Source organism: Stenotrophomonas indicatrix, assembly GCA_041545745.1.
In the GTDB taxonomy this organism is placed as follows: Bacteria; Pseudomonadota; Gammaproteobacteria; order Xanthomonadales; family Xanthomonadaceae; genus Stenotrophomonas; species Stenotrophomonas indicatrix_A.
In genome coordinates, this window is sequence record CP168152.1 from 3,623,466 (window position 1) to 3,639,452 (window position 15,987).

Annotated in this window: 16 protein-coding genes and 1 tRNA gene; 5 read left to right on the top strand and 12 right to left on the bottom strand. The window is 62.9% G+C overall.

Features of this window, described 5'->3' with window-relative positions; all coding sequences use genetic code 11:
* Window positions 1-62 precede the first annotated feature (62 nt).
* Window positions 63-1,166, top strand: coding sequence for a glycosyltransferase family 4 protein (locus ACEF39_RS16520; RefSeq protein WP_500285842.1), 1,104 nt, complete (start codon window positions 63-65; stop codon window positions 1,164-1,166).
* 43 nt (window positions 1,167-1,209) lie between these two features.
* Here ACEF39_RS16520 and ACEF39_RS16525 read toward each other — a convergent pair whose 3' ends face one another.
* From ACEF39_RS16525 to ACEF39_RS16535, 3 genes are all read right to left on the bottom strand, one after another.
* Window positions 1,210-1,626 (bottom strand): pilin, encoded by a 417-nt coding sequence (locus ACEF39_RS16525; protein ID WP_500285843.1) that lies wholly within the window; start codon window positions 1,624-1,626, stop codon window positions 1,210-1,212.
* A 3-nt stretch (window positions 1,627-1,629) separates the two neighbouring features.
* Window positions 1,630-3,555, bottom strand: a complete 1,926-nt coding sequence (locus ACEF39_RS16530; protein WP_500285844.1) for a hypothetical protein — start codon at window positions 3,553-3,555, stop codon at window positions 1,630-1,632.
* An 80-nt stretch (window positions 3,556-3,635) separates the two neighbouring features.
* Window positions 3,636-4,073: a pilin gene (locus ACEF39_RS16535; RefSeq protein WP_500285845.1), complete on the bottom strand. Its 438-nt coding sequence runs from the start codon at window positions 4,071-4,073 to the stop codon at window positions 3,636-3,638.
* A 354-nt stretch (window positions 4,074-4,427) separates the two neighbouring features.
* Here ACEF39_RS16535 and ACEF39_RS16540 point away from each other — a divergent pair, with 354 nt between their 5' ends.
* Genes ACEF39_RS16540 through coaE form a run of 3 tightly spaced genes read left to right on the top strand, consistent with a single transcriptional unit; the run spans window position 4,428 to window position 7,178 of the window.
* Entirely contained in the window at window positions 4,428-5,684 is a 1,257-nt protein-coding gene (locus tag ACEF39_RS16540) for a type II secretion system F family protein (RefSeq protein ID WP_500285846.1), read from the top strand.
* 7 nt (window positions 5,685-5,691) lie between these two features.
* Complete coding sequence (locus ACEF39_RS16545) at window positions 5,692-6,555, top strand: prepilin peptidase (protein WP_089236602.1); 864 nt, start codon at window positions 5,692-5,694, stop codon at window positions 6,553-6,555.
* 11 nt (window positions 6,556-6,566) lie between these two features.
* Window positions 6,567-7,178: a dephospho-CoA kinase gene (gene coaE, locus ACEF39_RS16550; RefSeq protein ID WP_500285847.1), complete on the top strand. Its 612-nt coding sequence runs from the start codon at window positions 6,567-6,569 to the stop codon at window positions 7,176-7,178.
* A gap of 97 nt (window positions 7,179-7,275) precedes the next feature.
* Here the strand turns inward: coaE and ACEF39_RS16555 are convergent, their stop codons facing one another.
* From ACEF39_RS16555 to ACEF39_RS16585, 7 genes are all read right to left on the bottom strand, one after another.
* Entirely contained in the window at window positions 7,276-7,662 is a 387-nt protein-coding gene (locus ACEF39_RS16555; RefSeq protein ID WP_100553386.1) for a hypothetical protein, read from the bottom strand.
* 512 nt (window positions 7,663-8,174) lie between these two features.
* Entirely contained in the window at window positions 8,175-9,545 is a 1,371-nt protein-coding gene (locus ACEF39_RS16560) for a sensor histidine kinase (protein WP_100460170.1), read from the bottom strand.
* The gene (locus ACEF39_RS16565; RefSeq protein WP_025874286.1) at window positions 9,508-10,185 is read right to left on the bottom strand and encodes a response regulator transcription factor; all 678 of its coding nucleotides are present in this window, start codon (window positions 10,183-10,185) and stop codon (window positions 9,508-9,510) included. Before ACEF39_RS16565 ends, ACEF39_RS16560 begins: the two co-directional genes overlap by 38 nt.
* Before the next feature lie 8 nt (window positions 10,186-10,193).
* Entirely contained in the window at window positions 10,194-10,667 is a 474-nt protein-coding gene (locus ACEF39_RS16570; RefSeq protein ID WP_025874285.1) for a hypothetical protein, read from the bottom strand.
* 89 nt (window positions 10,668-10,756) lie between these two features.
* Complete coding sequence (locus tag ACEF39_RS16575; protein ID WP_500285848.1) at window positions 10,757-11,233, bottom strand: hypothetical protein; 477 nt, start codon at window positions 11,231-11,233, stop codon at window positions 10,757-10,759.
* A 254-nt stretch (window positions 11,234-11,487) separates the two neighbouring features.
* On the bottom strand, window positions 11,488-12,366 hold the full coding sequence (gene rimK / locus ACEF39_RS16580; protein WP_025874283.1) for a 30S ribosomal protein S6--L-glutamate ligase: 879 nt from the start codon (window positions 12,364-12,366) through the stop codon (window positions 11,488-11,490).
* Between the two features lie 96 nt (window positions 12,367-12,462).
* A complete protein-coding gene (locus ACEF39_RS16585; protein WP_500285849.1) occupies window positions 12,463-12,705 on the bottom strand; it encodes a hypothetical protein in 243 nt (80 codons plus the stop codon).
* A gap of 160 nt (window positions 12,706-12,865) precedes the next feature.
* Here ACEF39_RS16585 and ACEF39_RS16590 point away from each other — a divergent pair, with 160 nt between their 5' ends.
* Window positions 12,866-13,723: a PoNe immunity protein domain-containing protein gene (locus ACEF39_RS16590; RefSeq protein ID WP_500285850.1), complete on the top strand. Its 858-nt coding sequence runs from the start codon at window positions 12,866-12,868 to the stop codon at window positions 13,721-13,723.
* A 59-nt stretch (window positions 13,724-13,782) separates the two neighbouring features.
* Here ACEF39_RS16590 and ACEF39_RS16595 read toward each other — a convergent pair.
* Window positions 13,783-13,856: transfer RNA gene (locus ACEF39_RS16595), tRNA-Gly, on the bottom strand.
* Between the two features lie 106 nt (window positions 13,857-13,962).
* Window positions 13,963-15,807, bottom strand: coding sequence for an autotransporter outer membrane beta-barrel domain-containing protein (locus ACEF39_RS16600; protein ID WP_500285851.1), 1,845 nt, complete (start codon window positions 15,805-15,807; stop codon window positions 13,963-13,965).
* Window positions 15,808-15,987 lie beyond the last annotated feature (180 nt).

A 15,987-nucleotide genomic window follows, 5' to 3' on the forward strand; every position in this document is an offset into this window, starting at 1 on the left:
TCTCACCTTCAACTGGCCCATGATGATGCACTACCCGTTTGATTTTCCATACAGGTCCGTCCATGCACGTTCTTATGCTCTGCAAGCGGCAGTACACCGGACGTGATCTCATCGACGACCGTTATGGGCGACTCTGGGAGATCCCGGAAGCACTTGCACGTCGCGGGCATACCGTCAGTGGAATTGCGCTGAGCTACCGGCATCGAATTGCCGGAAATTTCCTATCTCCGGCGGGGGTTCGATGGAGCTCCATCAATGCTCTTTCGCTCAAGGCCATGCAGCTGAAGCGTGCCATCAGGCGACTTCACCAGCAACACCGCGTCGATGTACTACTGACAAGCTCTGATGCTCCATGCACAGTGCTCGGCGGGGGATTGGCGAAGCATATCCAGACCCCCCATGTTGTGGATCTCTACGACAACTACGAATCATTCGGACTCACCCGGATCCCCGGCCTGCGTGCCGCGTTCCGTCGCGCATGTGCTGGCTCAACGGCAATCAGCGCAGTAACACATGCTTTGGCTGACGAGATGAGAACCACTCTTTCAACGCATGCGCCGGTTCATGTCATCGGGAACGGGGTGCGTCGGGATCTGTTTCATCCGATCAACAGCCGCACCTGCAGGGAGATGCTTGGCTTGCCTGCGGAAGCTCGCCTGGTTGGCTGCGCCGGTGCCCTCGATCAAAGCCGGGGCATTGAGGACCTTTTCCGGGCATTCCACGCACTTGCAGAGCGCCACTCAGATATCCAGCTCGTCATTGCCGGTCCCAGGGATGCCACCGTTCAACGCTACCCACATCCGAGGATCATCGACCTTGGTGTCATCGACTGGGAGCGGGTCCCCTTGCTGATCAATTCACTCGATGTGTCGATCGTCTGCAATCGTGAATCCGCGTTTGGGCGCTTTTGCTATCCACTTAAACTGGCGGAATCGATTGCTTGTGGTGTGCCAATCGTAGCCGCGGACGTAGGCGATACGAGTTTGATCGGCAGAGATGCACTCCACACATATGCTCCCGGCAACGTCAATGACCTCGTTGAGGCGATCGAGCTTCAGCTTCGAACGCCGCTTTCGAGTGATGGTCTGAGCGCGTTCGACTGGAAAGAACGAGCCATTCAGATGGAAGCTCTTCTGGCAGAAGCAAGTCGTTCAATTGGGCGTTGAACTCCGGATCCGGACCCGGAGTTGGATCAGCGCGAGCTACTGTCTAGCGGCAGGATGTAGGGACATACCTGGCGTCCAGGCCGCCACAGGACCAGTTCACCGAACCATTCGTGTCGGTCGCCGTCAGAATCAGTGTTTGCCCGGCGATCTTGGCGCTGGCTGAAGATGCGAAGGCCACCGAAATCGAACCAGTGTTGTCGACCGTCACCGATCGGACGAATTTTCCAGAGACCGACGCCGGCGGCGCCATTCCCGCGACGTGGTTATCAGCAGGAAACTGCCCATGGTCGGAATAATAGGTAGCGATTGCCTCCTTTGCCCCGGTTGATAGTGAAAGCCCTTCAGCCACCTGACCTCGCGCGACATAGTCCTGGTACGCAGGCAGTGCGACAGCCGCCAGGATTGCAATGATCGCAACCACGATCATGAGTTCGATCAAGGAAAAACCACGCTGCTGCATCTATTACTCCCCCGTTTTTTGCTGGCTCGCCGCCAGCCAGTGTTCCAGGCTCGCGATATCCCGGTCGTATATTTTGCGATGATTGGCAGCCCGCAAGATCCCCAATCCTTGTCTGGCCTCATCGGTTTCAAGCAAGTTCGATGCCAACCCCATCCTGAGCAGCCATAGCCGGCACCCGAGGTCCCGGGGAGAAATCTGAACTGCCTCACGAATGAGCTTCATCGCCAGTGGCGGGTCCTTCATTACGTTGAAGGCATAATTGGAAAAGATCACCCGGACCTTGGATGAACGAGGATTCTCCGCAGTTGCGCTCGACAACAGGGTAACCAACGCCTGCTCCTTCGCTGGCCTGCATCCCCCCTCAACCCGGCACGCGACGATCGCCTCCAGCGCCCCGACTTCCTGCGGCCCCAATGCTCGCTTTGATATTTTTCGTTCAAGCGAGGCCCATATCTCCGGCAACTGCGCACGCCCCTGATGCGAGCTGAGAATGATTAGCGCCTGCTCCGGAAGCGGCGAGCTGCCGGGTAAGGAGGCCGCATGCGCGAACTCCTTCTCAGCCAGAGCCCAGGCTGGGGAGGCCGGGTCGGCAGGTGAGGATGCCAGCAGCGCTCGCCCAAGCTCATAACCGGCTCGCGACGAATCAGGGTTACGGTTGGACAGAGTGAGGGCTAGCCGCATCGGATCTGCCCACGTCTGCACTTGGACCCACCCCATCGTGGCAACGAACAAAAGCAGGACCACCACGACTGTACGGCGTGCTTCAATGGTCCACCTCCCCATGAGCGCCGCCAGCGGCTGCGCCAGAGCAAGAGCAATACCCGCGATTGCCAGGTAGTTGCGATGCTCGAAAGCCAGCTCCAGTGGCACGACATTGCTAGTCAGCAAGTGACTGACAAAAAACCATCCGATGCCAAGCGCCGTCAGTGGCCAATGCTTGCGCAGCACCCAGACCACACTCGACAGCGTGACCAGCGCCAGCATCGGTACAATGAAAGCAGACGACCGCCAAGAAGGCGGGACTTCCGCATTGTCATAATAGAATTTCAGTGACTCCGGCCAGGGAAGCACGATCTGCTGAATGTAGTTCAACAGAATTCCCGGCTGCGAATACAACCTCCCTGCCAAACTAAAATCACGTGCGGAATAGCGTTCTGGCACCAAGGCGCCAGGCAGGATTACCGTAAAGTACAGTACTGCAGCGCCCAGCCCCCCCAAGGCATACATGAGGAACAATGCACGAGCACGTGCTCCATCCGAATTCCGGAACTTGAGCACGAACACCTCAAGCAGCAATGTATAAGCCGGGATGAGTATTGCGGTCTCTTTGAAGGCCACTCCAATGACTGCCCCAAGCGCGGTGCTGCACCACCAGAAAAACGCCGCTCGGGACCAAGGAATACTGCTGCGCGCTTTCAGATAGCAAAGAAGTGCGATCAGAACACCTGTCGCCCCTCCAATCTCCATACGCTGCACAATGTAAAGAACAGTCGACACCTGCAATGGATGAACCATCCATACAGTGGCGACCGCAAAAGCCATCAGGCGCACCTGTACCGCCGAAACGCGAAGTACGCGCCCAAACAGCGCAGACGCCAACGCGAAAACCAATCCCGAGTTCAGGAGGTGCAGGGCCAAACCTGTTGCCTTCATCGGCCAAGGCGCCAAACCGGTGAAGTAATAGTTGAGGCCGAAGCTGAGCAGCGCCAACGGCCGCCCCACATCACCGGTGACCCCATTACCCATTACCTGCACGACGGATGTTGCGTCCAGCGATGTCAGGCGCCAATCCGGATCGTCCACCAGATTTGGAAAGTCATCAAAGATGAATCCCCCATTCAATCCGTTCCAATAGACGATCCCCCCCACGAGCGTCAAAAGGACGAGACCTGCCGAATACAGCAGTCGCTGAGCAGGCATACTTCGCATCGAATAAAACTCCCCGTGCCCCAAAAAAAGAAAGGGCCGCAGAGCGGCCCTTTCCCATTACCGCTATGCCGACTGCGTGATTAACGGCAGGACGACGGACGGTACTTGGCGTCGATGGTCGTGGAGGCGCTCTTGCAGTCCCAGGTGATCGAGCCACCAGCGTCCGCCGGGACGAGCGCGAAGTCGCCACCGGCAACCTTGGAGCTCACCGAGCCCGCACCCTTCATCTTGGCGGTGATAACACCGCTTGCGCCCACGGTCACGCTGGCGACGTACTTGCCGCTGATCGACGACGCACCAGCGAGGCCAGCCATGGCGTTGGAGGTCGGGAAAGCACCCTTGTCGGCGTAGTACTCGGTCACAGCGGTCTTCGCGCCCGAGCTCAAGGTCATCGCTTCGGAGACCTGTGAGCGTGCGACGTAGTCCTGATACGCCGGCAGCGCAATGGCCGCCAGGATGGCGATGATCGCAACGACGATCATCAGTTCGATAAGGGTGAAGCCCTTCTGGTTCTTCATTTGGTACATCCCCAAGATAGTGGTGGTTTGATCAGCGCGCAGAACCTAGCCGACCATTGGGCCGGTTGAGCGGATCCTGTGCCCTGCGGGTGAATCAACGCAGGTAGCGTGCCAACCCCGGCACGCCTCCCCCTAGATTTCCCCGTGCCCATGATGGCAGTAATTTTGCCGATGGGAACCCCCCCTGTTCGAAACTGCGATGAACGCGGCAATGTGACGCAGTGCGTCACCTTTGGTCGGCGGCCGGCACGAAATTGCATTCCGGCCCACTCTCCAACTGCCCAGACGGGCGTGAACCCGCTACCATCAGCCGCTAGATGCCCGCCTGGGGATGGCGGGTCTTGGGGAGCCAACATGTCTGTCAGTCGCAGTGCGATCAAGAAGGAACCCGTGGCGCGTAGCACCACGGAGCTGCAGCCGTTTGTCTGGGAGGGGACCGACAAGCGGGGCGTGAAGATGAAGGGGGAGCAGGCCGCGAAGAACGCTAATCTGCTTCGGGCAGAGCTGCGACGCCAGGGCATCAATCCCGGCACGGTGAAGCTCAAGCCCAAACCGCTGTTCGGTACTGCCGGTAGCAAGATTTCGTCGAAGGATATTGCCTTCTTCAGTCGGCAGATGGCCACCATGATGAAATCGGGCGTCCCTATTGTCGGTGCCTTGGATATCATCGCCAGCGGGCACAAGAACCCACGCATGAAGAAGATGGTGGATGGCATCCGCACGGATATCGAGGGCGGCTCATCTCTTCATGAAGCGATCAGCAAGCACCCGGTGCAGTTCGACGAGCTGTATCGCAACCTCGTGCGGGCCGGTGAAGGCGCTGGTGTATTGGAGACGGTGCTTGATACCGTAGCCAATTACAAAGAGAACATCGAGGCCCTGAAGGGCAAGATCAAGAAGGCCCTGTTCTATCCTGCGATGGTCATTGCGGTGGCACTTCTGGTCAGCTCGATCCTGCTGATCTGGGTTGTCCCTCAGTTCGAAGACGTTTTCAGGGGATTTGGCGCCGATCTTCCTGCGTTTACCCAGATGATCGTCGCCGCGTCCCGATTCATGGTCTCTTGGTGGTGGCTGATCGCGATCGTCGTCGTCGGCAGCATCGTCGGCTTCACCATGGCATATAAACGCTCACCAAAGATGCAGCACGGCATGGATCGTTTGATCCTGAAGGTGCCCGTGATAGGCCAGATCATGCATAACAGCTCGATCGCCCGCTTTGCCCGCACCACCGCAGTGACTTTCAAGGCCGGTGTACCACTGGTGGAGGCATTAGGCATTGTGGCGGGCGCTACCGGAAATTCGGTTTACGAGCAGGCCGTATTGCGCATGCGCGACGACGTTTCGGTCGGCTACCCGGTTAACATGGCCATGAAGCAGACCGCTCTGTTCCCGCACATGGTCATCCAGATGACCGGCATCGGCGAAGAAGCCGGTGCCCTGGATGCCATGCTGTTCAAGGTGGCTGAGTACTATGAGCAGGAAGTTAACAATGCCGTGGACGCACTGAGCAGCCTGCTCGAGCCAATGATCATGGTGTTCATTGGTATCATCGTCGGCGGACTGGTCATCGGCATGTACCTACCCATCTTCAAATTGGCCTCGGTGGTCTAACACATACATGGCATTTCTCGACCAGCATCCCGGCCTCGGCTATCCCGCTGCGGCCGGCCTGGGACTGCTTCTGGGCAGCTTCCTGAACGTTGTCATCCTGCGGCTGCCCAAGCGGCTGGAGTGGCAGTGGAAGCGCGATGCGCGCGAAGTGCTGGAGGAGCCGGACTTCTACGAGCCGCCCCCGCCGGGCATCGTGGTGGAGCCGTCGCACTGCCCGCACTGCAAGCACAAGCTGGCCTGGTACGAGAACATCCCGCTGTTCAGCTGGATCATCCAGGGCGGCAAGTGCCGCCACTGCAAGGCGCCCATCTCCATCCAGTACCCGCTGGTGGAAGCGCTGACCGCGGTGATGGTGCTGGCCTGTGTGTGGCAGTTCGGCTTCGGCTGGCAGGGCTTCGGTGCCATCGTGCTGACCTGCTTCCTGATCGCCTTGTCCGGCATCGACCTGCGCACCCAGCTGCTACCGGACCAATTGACCCTGCCCCTGATGTGGCTGGGGTTGATAGGCAGCATCGACAACCTGTACATGCCTGCCAAGCCGGCCCTGCTCGGCGCCCTGCTGGGCTATCTGTCGCTGTGGTCGGTGTGGTGGCTGTTCAAGCAGCTGACCGGCAAGGAAGGCATGGGCCACGGCGATTTCAAGCTGCTGGCCGCGCTGGGCGCCTGGTGCGGGATGAAGGGCATCCTGCCGATCATCCTGATGTCGTCCGTACTGGGCGCCATCATCGGCTCGATCTGGCTGTACAGCCGTGGCCGTGACCGGGCGACGCCGATCCCGTTCGGCCCTTATCTGGCCCTGGCCGGCTGGCTGTTCTTCATGTGGGGCGAGCCGCTGTTGAACCAGTATCTGGTGATGAGCGGGCTGCGCTGAGGGGAGTCCCCATGAGCCAGTATGTGGTTGGCCTGACCGGCGGCATCGCCTCGGGCAAGAGTGAGGTGACCCGGCGCTTCGAGGCGCTGGGGATTGTCGTGGCCGACGCCGACCTGGCCGCGCGCGCAGTGGTGGCGGTGGGCAACCCTGCCCTCGCCTTGATTGCAGAGCGCTTCGGTGCAGACATGCTGCTGGCCGACGGCAGCCTGGACCGGGCGCGTCTGCGTGCCCACATCTTTGCAGACCCGGCCGAGCGGACGGCGCTGGAAGCGATCACCCACCCGGCCATCCGCCGGCTGATGCAGCAGCAGTGCGAGCAGGCCGCCAGCCCCTATGCGCTGGCGGCGATCCCGCTGTTGACCGAAGTGGGCGGACGAATGGCCTACCCGTGGCTGGACCGGGTGCTGCTGGTGGATGCGCCCGAGGCGGTACAGCACGCCCGGCTGATGCAGCGCGACGGCATCGACGCCGCGCTGGCCGACCAGATGATCGCCGCCCAGGCCAGCCGCGCGCAGCGCCTGGCGCTGGCCGACGACGTGGTCGTCAATGATGGTCATCCGGATGACCTGCAGGCGCAGGTCGAGCGGTTGCACGCGCGGTATCTGGCGTTGGCGGCCGGATAGCCGGCAGGTCTATCGGCACCACGCGAATGGCATCCACGCATGGCGTGGATCTACTTCACCAGCACCGCGCGAACGCACATCCACGCATGGCGTGGATCTACTCCAGCTGCTGGCGGGCGTAGCGGGCCAGTTCGCGGGCGGCCAGCAACAGGCCCTCCACTACGTCCGGCGGCAGCTGCTGGCCTGCGCTGCCCTGCACGCGTGCCGCTTCGGCGGCGTGCAGCATCTGGATCAGCGCATTGAGACCAGCCAGGGTGCGGCTGAGGCTGGCCAGGGTTACCGCCTGCGTCGGGGTGAGACCGGCGCCCTGCCGGGTCTGGCCATCGGCGTTGTCGCGGCCATCCATGCGCGCCATCAGTGCCGGCAGCAGGTCGCTGGGTTCGGCCAGCACGTCTTCGATGCGTTCGGCGATGTCGGCCGGCAACTGGTCGGCGGATTCGCCGACCAGGCGGCGCAGGTTCGGATAGGTGGTGCGTGTAGACATGGCAGTGCTCCTCGCAGACGGCAAGGCCACCCGCGGATGCGAGGTGGCGGACGGTGCGGGTTGGCGTACCGGAGACCCAACAACTCAACAGCAAGGAAAAAGACTCCAGCGGACTCTTGCGAGTCCCCACGCACCGCCCGCCGAAGCAAGAGCATGCGGTGCATTTTCCATGATGGCCTGGGCGCATCAGGAGCTGTTGAATTGTCAGGTTTATTCAGGACGCCAATCCCGGCCAGGGCGATGACCCCAGCCATGCCATCTCGCCAGTTGCATGTGATGCGGTCATGAGGCGAAAACGCCATGTGGGCCAACCGTCTGCGGAACCGTGCGGTGTGACACGCGCAGGGCGCGGAATGCATCACGCAGGTGTCGTGCTGGACCAGAAACGCCGCGCCTTCGCAAAAGCTGCATTGGCGTTGCATGCGACATTTCGCGCCGAGTGGGAGATTTCGGCGACGGGAGGATTCGTGCCGACCAAGGTCGGCACCCACCGAAGCAGCAGCCAGAAGGGATTACAGCGGCTTCGGCGAGAACGTCAGTGTGGCGATCACGCCGCGGGCGCCGCCCGGGCGCACGCTTACCTGCCAGCCGTACAGATCGCACAGGCGGCTGACGATCGACAGGCCGATGCCGCCGCCCTGCGAGTGGCCAGCATGGGTGCCACGATAGCCGCGCTGGAACAGCTTGGCGGCATCTTCCTCGCTCAGGCCCGGCCCGCTGTCGGTCACCGACACGGCGTTGGCACCCACATGCACGCGCACCTCGCCATCCTGCGAATACTTCACCGCATTGCCGATCAGGTTGCCCAGCGCCACCGACAACGCCGCTTCGGGGGCATCGATGACCAGATCGCGTTCGCCATCCAGATGCAGTTCCAGCGGCTTGCCACCCAACTGCGCGCGATGCGCGTCCAGCAGTTGTTCGGCCACACGGGCCACATTGCTGCTGCCCTGCCCGCGTTCGTTGCGCGACAGCAGCAACAACGCGCCGATCAGATCGCTGCACTGTTGCTCGGCACGTTGGATGCGCTGCAGGCGCTGCAGCACCTTCTCATCCAGGCCCGGGCGGGTCAGCAGCAGTTCGGTGGCGCCACGGATCACCGCCAGCGGCGTACGCAGCTCATGGCTGACGTCCGCGTTGAACTCACGGTCGCGCTGCACCACTTCGGTCAGCCGCGATGAATAGTCATCCAGCGCCTGCGCCAGCTGCCCCACTTCGTCATCGGGGAAGCGCGGCGCCAAGGGTTCGGGGTCGCTGGTGCCGCCACGGTACGCACGCAGGCGTGCGGCCAGATCCGACACCGGCTTCATCACCTTGGACGCCGACCACCAGCCCAGCACCAGCGACAGCAGGCTGAACACCAGCACCGACAGGAACAGCGCGCGGTTGAGCTGCTGCCCACCGCGAACGCTGTCGGTCATGTCGTAGGCCAGGAACGCCCAGGCATCGGGGGTCTTGCGCACGGCCAGCTTGTAGGAATAGCGCTCACCGCGCTCGTCCACACCGCCCATGTTGTACAGGCCGTCCTTGAACTCGTACCAGTCCGGCTCTTCCTCGCGCAGGGCCTCGAACTTGTCCGGCTTGATCAGGCGCGCGCGCATCTGCTGCACCGGCAGGTCGGGGTTGCGGTCCGGGCTTTCGTAATAACGCCGCACGTACTCGCTGATGTTGCGGTTCATCACGTCTTCCACCAGCTGGTTTTCCACCCGCATGCGGGCCCAGTTGGTGGCGAACGCGAACAGTGTCGTCAGGCAGAAGCCCAACAACACGAACGAGACGATGATGCGGCTGCGCAGGCGCCGCCGATAAGGCGTGCGCCGGCGCTCCCCCTTGCTTGCCACCGAATCAGGCTTCCGGCGTGGCGATGCGGTATCCGATGCCATGGCGGGTCTGGATCATCGGCACTTCAAAGGGCTTGTCCACCACGGCGCGCAGGCCATGGATGTGCACGCGCAGCGAATCGGAGTCCGGCAGCTCTTCGCCCCAGACACGGGTTTCCAGTTCCTGCCGGGTGACCACGGCCGGGGCCGCTTCCATCAACGCCTGCAGGATCTTCAGTGCGGTCGGGTTGAGCTGCAGCAGCTTGCCCTGGCGGCGCACTTCCAGCGTGTCCAGGTTGTATTCCAGGTCACCGGTTTCCAGCACGCGGGTCTGCACGCCCTTGCCGCGACGCGACAGGGCGTTCAGACGCACTTCCACTTCCTGCAGCGCGAACGGCTTGATCAGGTAGTCGTCAGCACCGGAATCGAAGCCGGCCAGCTTGTTGTCCAGCGAATCGCGCGCGGTCAGCATCAGCACCGGGGTCTGCTTGCGCGCTTCATTGCGAAGCTTGCGGCAGACCTCGATACCGTCCATGCCGGGCAGGTTGAGATCCAGGACAATCGCGTCGAACTCGTGCACGACAGCCAGATGCAACCCAGTCACTCCGTCGGCAGCGAAGTCCACGGTGTGGCCCCGGTCCTCGAGGTAGTCGCCCAGATTGGCCGCAATGTCGCTGTTGTCTTCGATTACCAGGATTCTCACTGTCACCTCTAATTGACGAATTTACCGACGCGCTGGGCCTGGCCCATATCGCGCTGTGCCTTGTCCTTCTGCCGAGCACGCTCGGCGACGGTCATGCATTGCGTGGACGACATGTTGGAACCAATGGTCTTCTCACGTCGGCATATTAGACGACTATCTTCACGCGCCTGTGTCAAAACGGTGTTCACGACCTGCTGATCGTTGAAGACCTCAGTTCGTACCGATTCAGGCATCGCGTCCTTGGTCGGGTACTGCTCGGCGGCGGCGCGGATACGAACCAGGGTCTCGCGGACCTTGCCGCGCTCTTCCTGGCGCAGTTCGGAATAGGTCTCGCCGTCATTGAGCTCGATCTCGATGCGCTCAACCTGCTGCAGCAGCGGCTTGCCCGGCAGGAATACCTCTTCGGCACTCTTGGCCCCTGCCGAGGCAGCGACCAGGGCCAACGCCGAAACCAGAACCGCCGATATAACTGGATGCTTCATGACAAACGAATCCCTGTCTGAGGTGAACGCCGACTGTATGCGGATGCGCGCTCTGCCAGCAAGTGCTGGCCGGCAGGGTGCAGGCGGCTTTAAAGCTTGGAATCCGGGTTCAAGTTGCTGTAGGTGCGCTGGTCGTTGAGCAGGGCCTTGCCCTTCTCTTCGATGCGGCGCCGTTCGGCCACGGTCAGGCAACGGCTCTTGGGCATGTTGCTGCCCGTGGTGCGCTGGTACGAGCAGATCTGGCGGCTGTCGTCGTGGGCGCGAGTCAGGATGCTGTTGACCCGCTCCTGATCGTTGAAGACGTCGTTCTGCACCTGCGGCGGCAGCTCCTGGACGGTCTGGCGGCCGCCCATCCGCTGGGTGATCCGCACCAGTGCCTGCTGGACCTGACTGCGGTCTTCGGCGGAGATTTCGTTGTAGTCGCCCTGCTGCAGGGCTTTTTCGACCTGGCGGACCTGCTCGGCCACCGGGGTCTGGCGGTCCATCTGCACAGCCGCCTTTTCCGGCTTGGCCAGTGCAACGCCAGGCAGGCACAGCAACAGCACGATCATCGTGGTGCGGTACATCGCCAACCTCCCGATCCTTCGGAACGAAGGCCAACTCTACGAGTGTCCCCACGTGCCCACAAGGGCCCCTTGGCAGGGGGACACTGGGCATAAAAAAGACCCAGGCGGTGCACCCGCCTGAGCCTGAAGTTGTATCCCGATACCGATCCTGCTGAGAGGCAGAGCTGCGGTTCGTTGAAGGCTACGCCCGGGGCGATTAAAGCAGTGTTAAACCCGCCAACCTTGCCTGAATTAAATCTCAAGCTACTGAAATATCAGGATTTTTTGATCTTCTCGACGTGCTCGATGATGCGTGCGGCCACATCCACTCCGCAGGCGGCCTCGATCCCTTCCAGGCCCGGGGTGGAGTTCACTTCCAGCACCAACGGGCCGCGCTCGGAGCGGATCAGGTCCACCCCGCAGACGCCCAGCCCCAGTGCCTTGGCCGAACGCACCGCCACCTGCTGCTCGGCCCGGCTGGCCTTGGATGCCACGGCGGTGCCGCCAGCGTGCAGGTTGGAGCGGAAATCCCCTTCCGGGGCCTGGCGCTGCATCGACGCCACCACCTGGTCGCCGACCACGAAGCAACGCAGGTCGGCGCCCTTGGCCTCGCCGATGAACTCCTGCATCAGGAAGTTGGCATACAGCCCCCGCAGCGCTTCGACGATGCCGCGCGAGGCGCTGGCCTTCTCGGTGAGGATCACGCCACGGCCCTGGGTGCCTTCATTGAGCTTCACCACATGCGGCGGCGGGCCGAGCATGGACAACAGGTCGACGGTGTCATCCGGGTTGTCACCAAAGACGGTGACCGGCATATCAATGCCCTTGGCCGCCAGCAACTGGTGCGCCCGCAGCTTGTCGCGCGAGCGCAGGATCGCGTCGGAGGGATTGGGCGTGCGCGCGCCCATCAGTTCGAACTGGCGCAGCACGGCGGTGCCATAGCGGGTGACCGAGGCGCCGATGCGCGGGATGACCGCGTCCACGCCGGTCATCGGCCGGCCCTTGTAGTGCATGGAAAAGCCGTCCGCGGCGATGCGCATGTAGCAGCGCAGTGGGTCGAGGATGCGCACGGTGTGGCCGCGCGCGCGCGCGGCCTCGACCAGCCGACGGGTGGAGTACAGCCGGGTGTTGCGGGACAGGATGGCGAGCTTCATCGCAGTGGGATCGGTCGGCAGGCGCGCAGCATAGCGTGGCGGCGTTGCGTCTGGATGATGCTGCGCAACGGCCCGGTTGCGTGCCCCGCGCGCGCCTCATTCCGTGGCGGACAGCGACTGCCGATAGCCGCGCGCGGCTTCGCCCAACGCGCCGATGCAGGCCATCTGCAGGGTCGAGCCGCTGAAGGCGTCACGGTAGATCAGGCTGAGCAGCGCTCCGGCTTTCGGACCCCCCGCACGCCCCAGCGCGCGAACTGCTTCGATCTGCTTGGCCGAACCGGTGCCGGCGGAAAGGAATATCTGATGCAGTGTGGTAACGACGTCATCCCTGCAATCCATGCCTGTGTGCTCCGTTGAGAAGAGCACCACACTAGCGAAGACCTCGACAGAGGCGAATGCGGATTGTTTGAATCTCTTCTGAGTGTTTTTCCACCGTGACGAATGATGGATAAGAGCCCTGCCGCTAGAATCGCGCCCAGCTCTCTCCCTGCGGCGCATCATGTCTTCTAAAAACCAGCTGATCGATTGCCTGCCCCAGTGGAAGGCCCTGCCCAAAACCAATGCCACGCCCCGGCGCCCGCTGCGGTTGAGCGATTGGCAGGCGGACTGGGAGGGGAACCTCGCGCAGCTGTCTCGCCACGTGCGTCGCGATGATCGGCTCGACGTACTGCAGGCAGACGGGCATCTGGCACTGGAGCACGCATTCGCGTGGGAAGCGGCCGCACAGGCCAGCAGCAATCTGCTGCTGAAGGGCATCGATCGCGGGTTTGACGGGGCGGTGCTGCGCCAGATTTACATCGAAGTGGCGGCGCTGTGGCTGGACCATGCGCACTTGCTGGCCGCAGCCCAGCACACATTGCAGCAACAAGGATCCGCCGTTGCCGTGGGCGCCTCGCTACAGCCGCGTACGGCACAGCACTACGAGTACGCGCTGCAGTTGCTTGCCCTGGGCCCGTTGTTGGGCGCACAGGACCTGCTGCCCGCGCTGGTGGAAAAAGTGCTCTGCTTCGATACCGACCGCGTACTCGACTACGTCAGCGCCCCCGCTCTGGGCTTGGTCGAGGCCAGCGACGAGATCTTCCACCCTCGGCCATTCGCGAGCCTGTTCGCCCCCTTGCGCGAGGGCGAAGCATTCGATCCTTCCCTGCTGACCGGCTATCTGCAGACGCAGTACCGCGACTTTTTCCAGCTTGCTCCGAAGGCACAAAAGCGGAGCCGGCGACTCATCGGTCCAAACGCCTGGGGCTACTGGGCATTGGAGGTGGCTGCGATGGTGGTCGTCTACGGTGGCGACGATGCCGTGCTGCGCACCTGCCCGCACTATCCAGCCGATCTGGTCGACTACGCGCGGCGCTGATGCACGCAATCTGATGCGCTGAAGAGGAATCAACCGCCGAAGAACCGGGGCCGGAGACATGGAGCGGGCGAAGGGAATCGAACCCTCGTCAGTAGCTTGGGAAGCTACAGCTCTACCATTGAGCTACGCCCGCGTTGCCCGACAAGTCTATGCGGGGCACGTGTTCAAACGCAACGGGCAGGCCCTTGCAGCCTGCCCGTCGAGTAGACGGCAAGCCCGCAGGCCTGCCGTCGTGTGCATCAGAAGCTGCCGCTGAAGCTGGCAAACAGCGTCGCGTCCTGCGCACGCTTCTGCAGGGTGGTGGCGCTCAGGCCGATGTTGCTCTGCAGGCCGAACAGTTCCATGCGCGCGCCCAGGATGGCGGTTGCATAGTTCTTGTCGAAGTCCATGCCCGGCACGCGGTACATGCCCACGTCCGGCAGGCTCTGCACCCAGGCGCTGGCCTGCTTGGTGTCTTCGAACTCGTGGTCGTAGGTCACCTGCACATACGGCTTGACCGTGCCGCCGTCGAAGCGGGCCTGCCAACCGATACGGCCCACGGTGGAATCGACATCCTGCTTGCCGTAACCCAGCGCGGTAGCGAGGGTGCCGGCATCAGCGCTTTCGGTGTAGCCGTCGATCTTGACCTGCTGCCAGATCACCGAGGCGATCGGGCCGTGGCGGAAGCCACCTTCGGTGCCGAACTCGTAACCGGCGTTCAGGGCGGCGGTCAGGTTGCTGCCGTCCGGCGAGCCACCGTGTTCGCGGGTGGCCGGGCCGAGCTGGACCTTGCGGTTCACGTCATAGGACAGCCAGGTGTAGCTGACCTGGCCATTGACCCAGATGCGGTCGCCGTACCAGCCGGCGAACAGACCTGCGGTGGTGTCCTTCTGGGTGAAGTCGCCACGGCTGTTGCCGAAATCGGCGTTCAGACGGCCAAAGCCGGCGAAACCGCCGAAGACCATGCCGTCACGCGCCCAGTCGATGCCGAACAGGCCGGCCGGGGCCAGGCCGTCGTACAGATCGGCGTGGTCGTAGCGCTGCATGTCGCCGCGCACGCCGCCCCACCACGACAAGCCGTCAGCCGGGCGACCGGCCTGGTGCAGGCTGACCTGGTCGGCGCGCGAGCGGCCGATGGTCTGTGCCGAATGGCTCAGCACCTGCTGCAGGCGCGGACCTTCGAGGATCGACACCGCGTACTGGCCCAGCAGCGCATGGCCGGCGGTGGTCGGGTGTACGCCGTCGGCGAACAGGTAGGCGGTGGCCGCATCCGGGCTGACGTAGCTGGTCGGGTTGCAGGTCAGGATGCTGGTGGTGGTGTCAGCGGGGTTGATCCTGCAACCGGTGTCGGTGACGTTGCGGAAACCGTACATGGCCGGGTTGGCCGCCACTTCACGCAGCACGGTGAAGGTATCGAGCGGAATGAACTCGATGCCGGCCTGCTTCAGGCCGCCATACAGGGCCTTGTTGTAACCGGCCGCCAACGCGGTGGCCTGCGCGGCACCGGCCGGACCCAGCGAGCGGAACTGCGGAGCAATGCCGACGTCGGGCAGGTTGGGGACGAGCACGTACTCGGCACCGGCCTGCTTGAGGGCGCCCACCAGGGCCACCTGGTCGGTGACGGCCGCGCCGATGATGGCCTGCGCCTGGGCCGGCGCACGCGCTGCGGCGAACAGGTCGTTGGCACCGCCCCAGACCGTGTACAGGGCATTGGCGTCAGCCTTGCCGCCGTTGGCAGCCAGGTAGCGGGCCGCCTGGCTCTTCAACGATGGGATCGTGCCCAGGGCACTGGCCACGTCGACGCCGACACGGGCACCGCCGACGGCGTAGTTGTCGCCGTTCTGGCCATTGCCGTTGGCAGCGCCATTGAGGCCGTAGTAGTTGGCCACCTGCTGCGACCACACCCAGCCCGGGTTGGTGGTGAACTGGCCAGTGACCGGGCGCACGTCGGCCGGCAGCAGCGGACGGAAGTAGCCGGCGTCGGTCAGGCTGTCACCGAAGAAGACCGCGTGGCTGTAGGGGGATTCGCCTGCCATGGCCGGCAGCGCGGCCAGCGCGATCGCGGCCGCCATGAGGGAGCGGATCGGGCGTTTGCTGAGCAGCATGTAAAAACTCCTGTGGGGATATCGTTGAAAATCCGGCGCACGTACGCCGGCGCACGGTGAATGGTTTCACTGCGCCGCCAATTGCTCACGCTGCGCCGCCGCATGGATTGTCGCCCGAGCCAGGTTTGATGGGCTTTGCCGGTGCGGGCGTAGCGCACAACTTGCAACGGTTCCGATGCG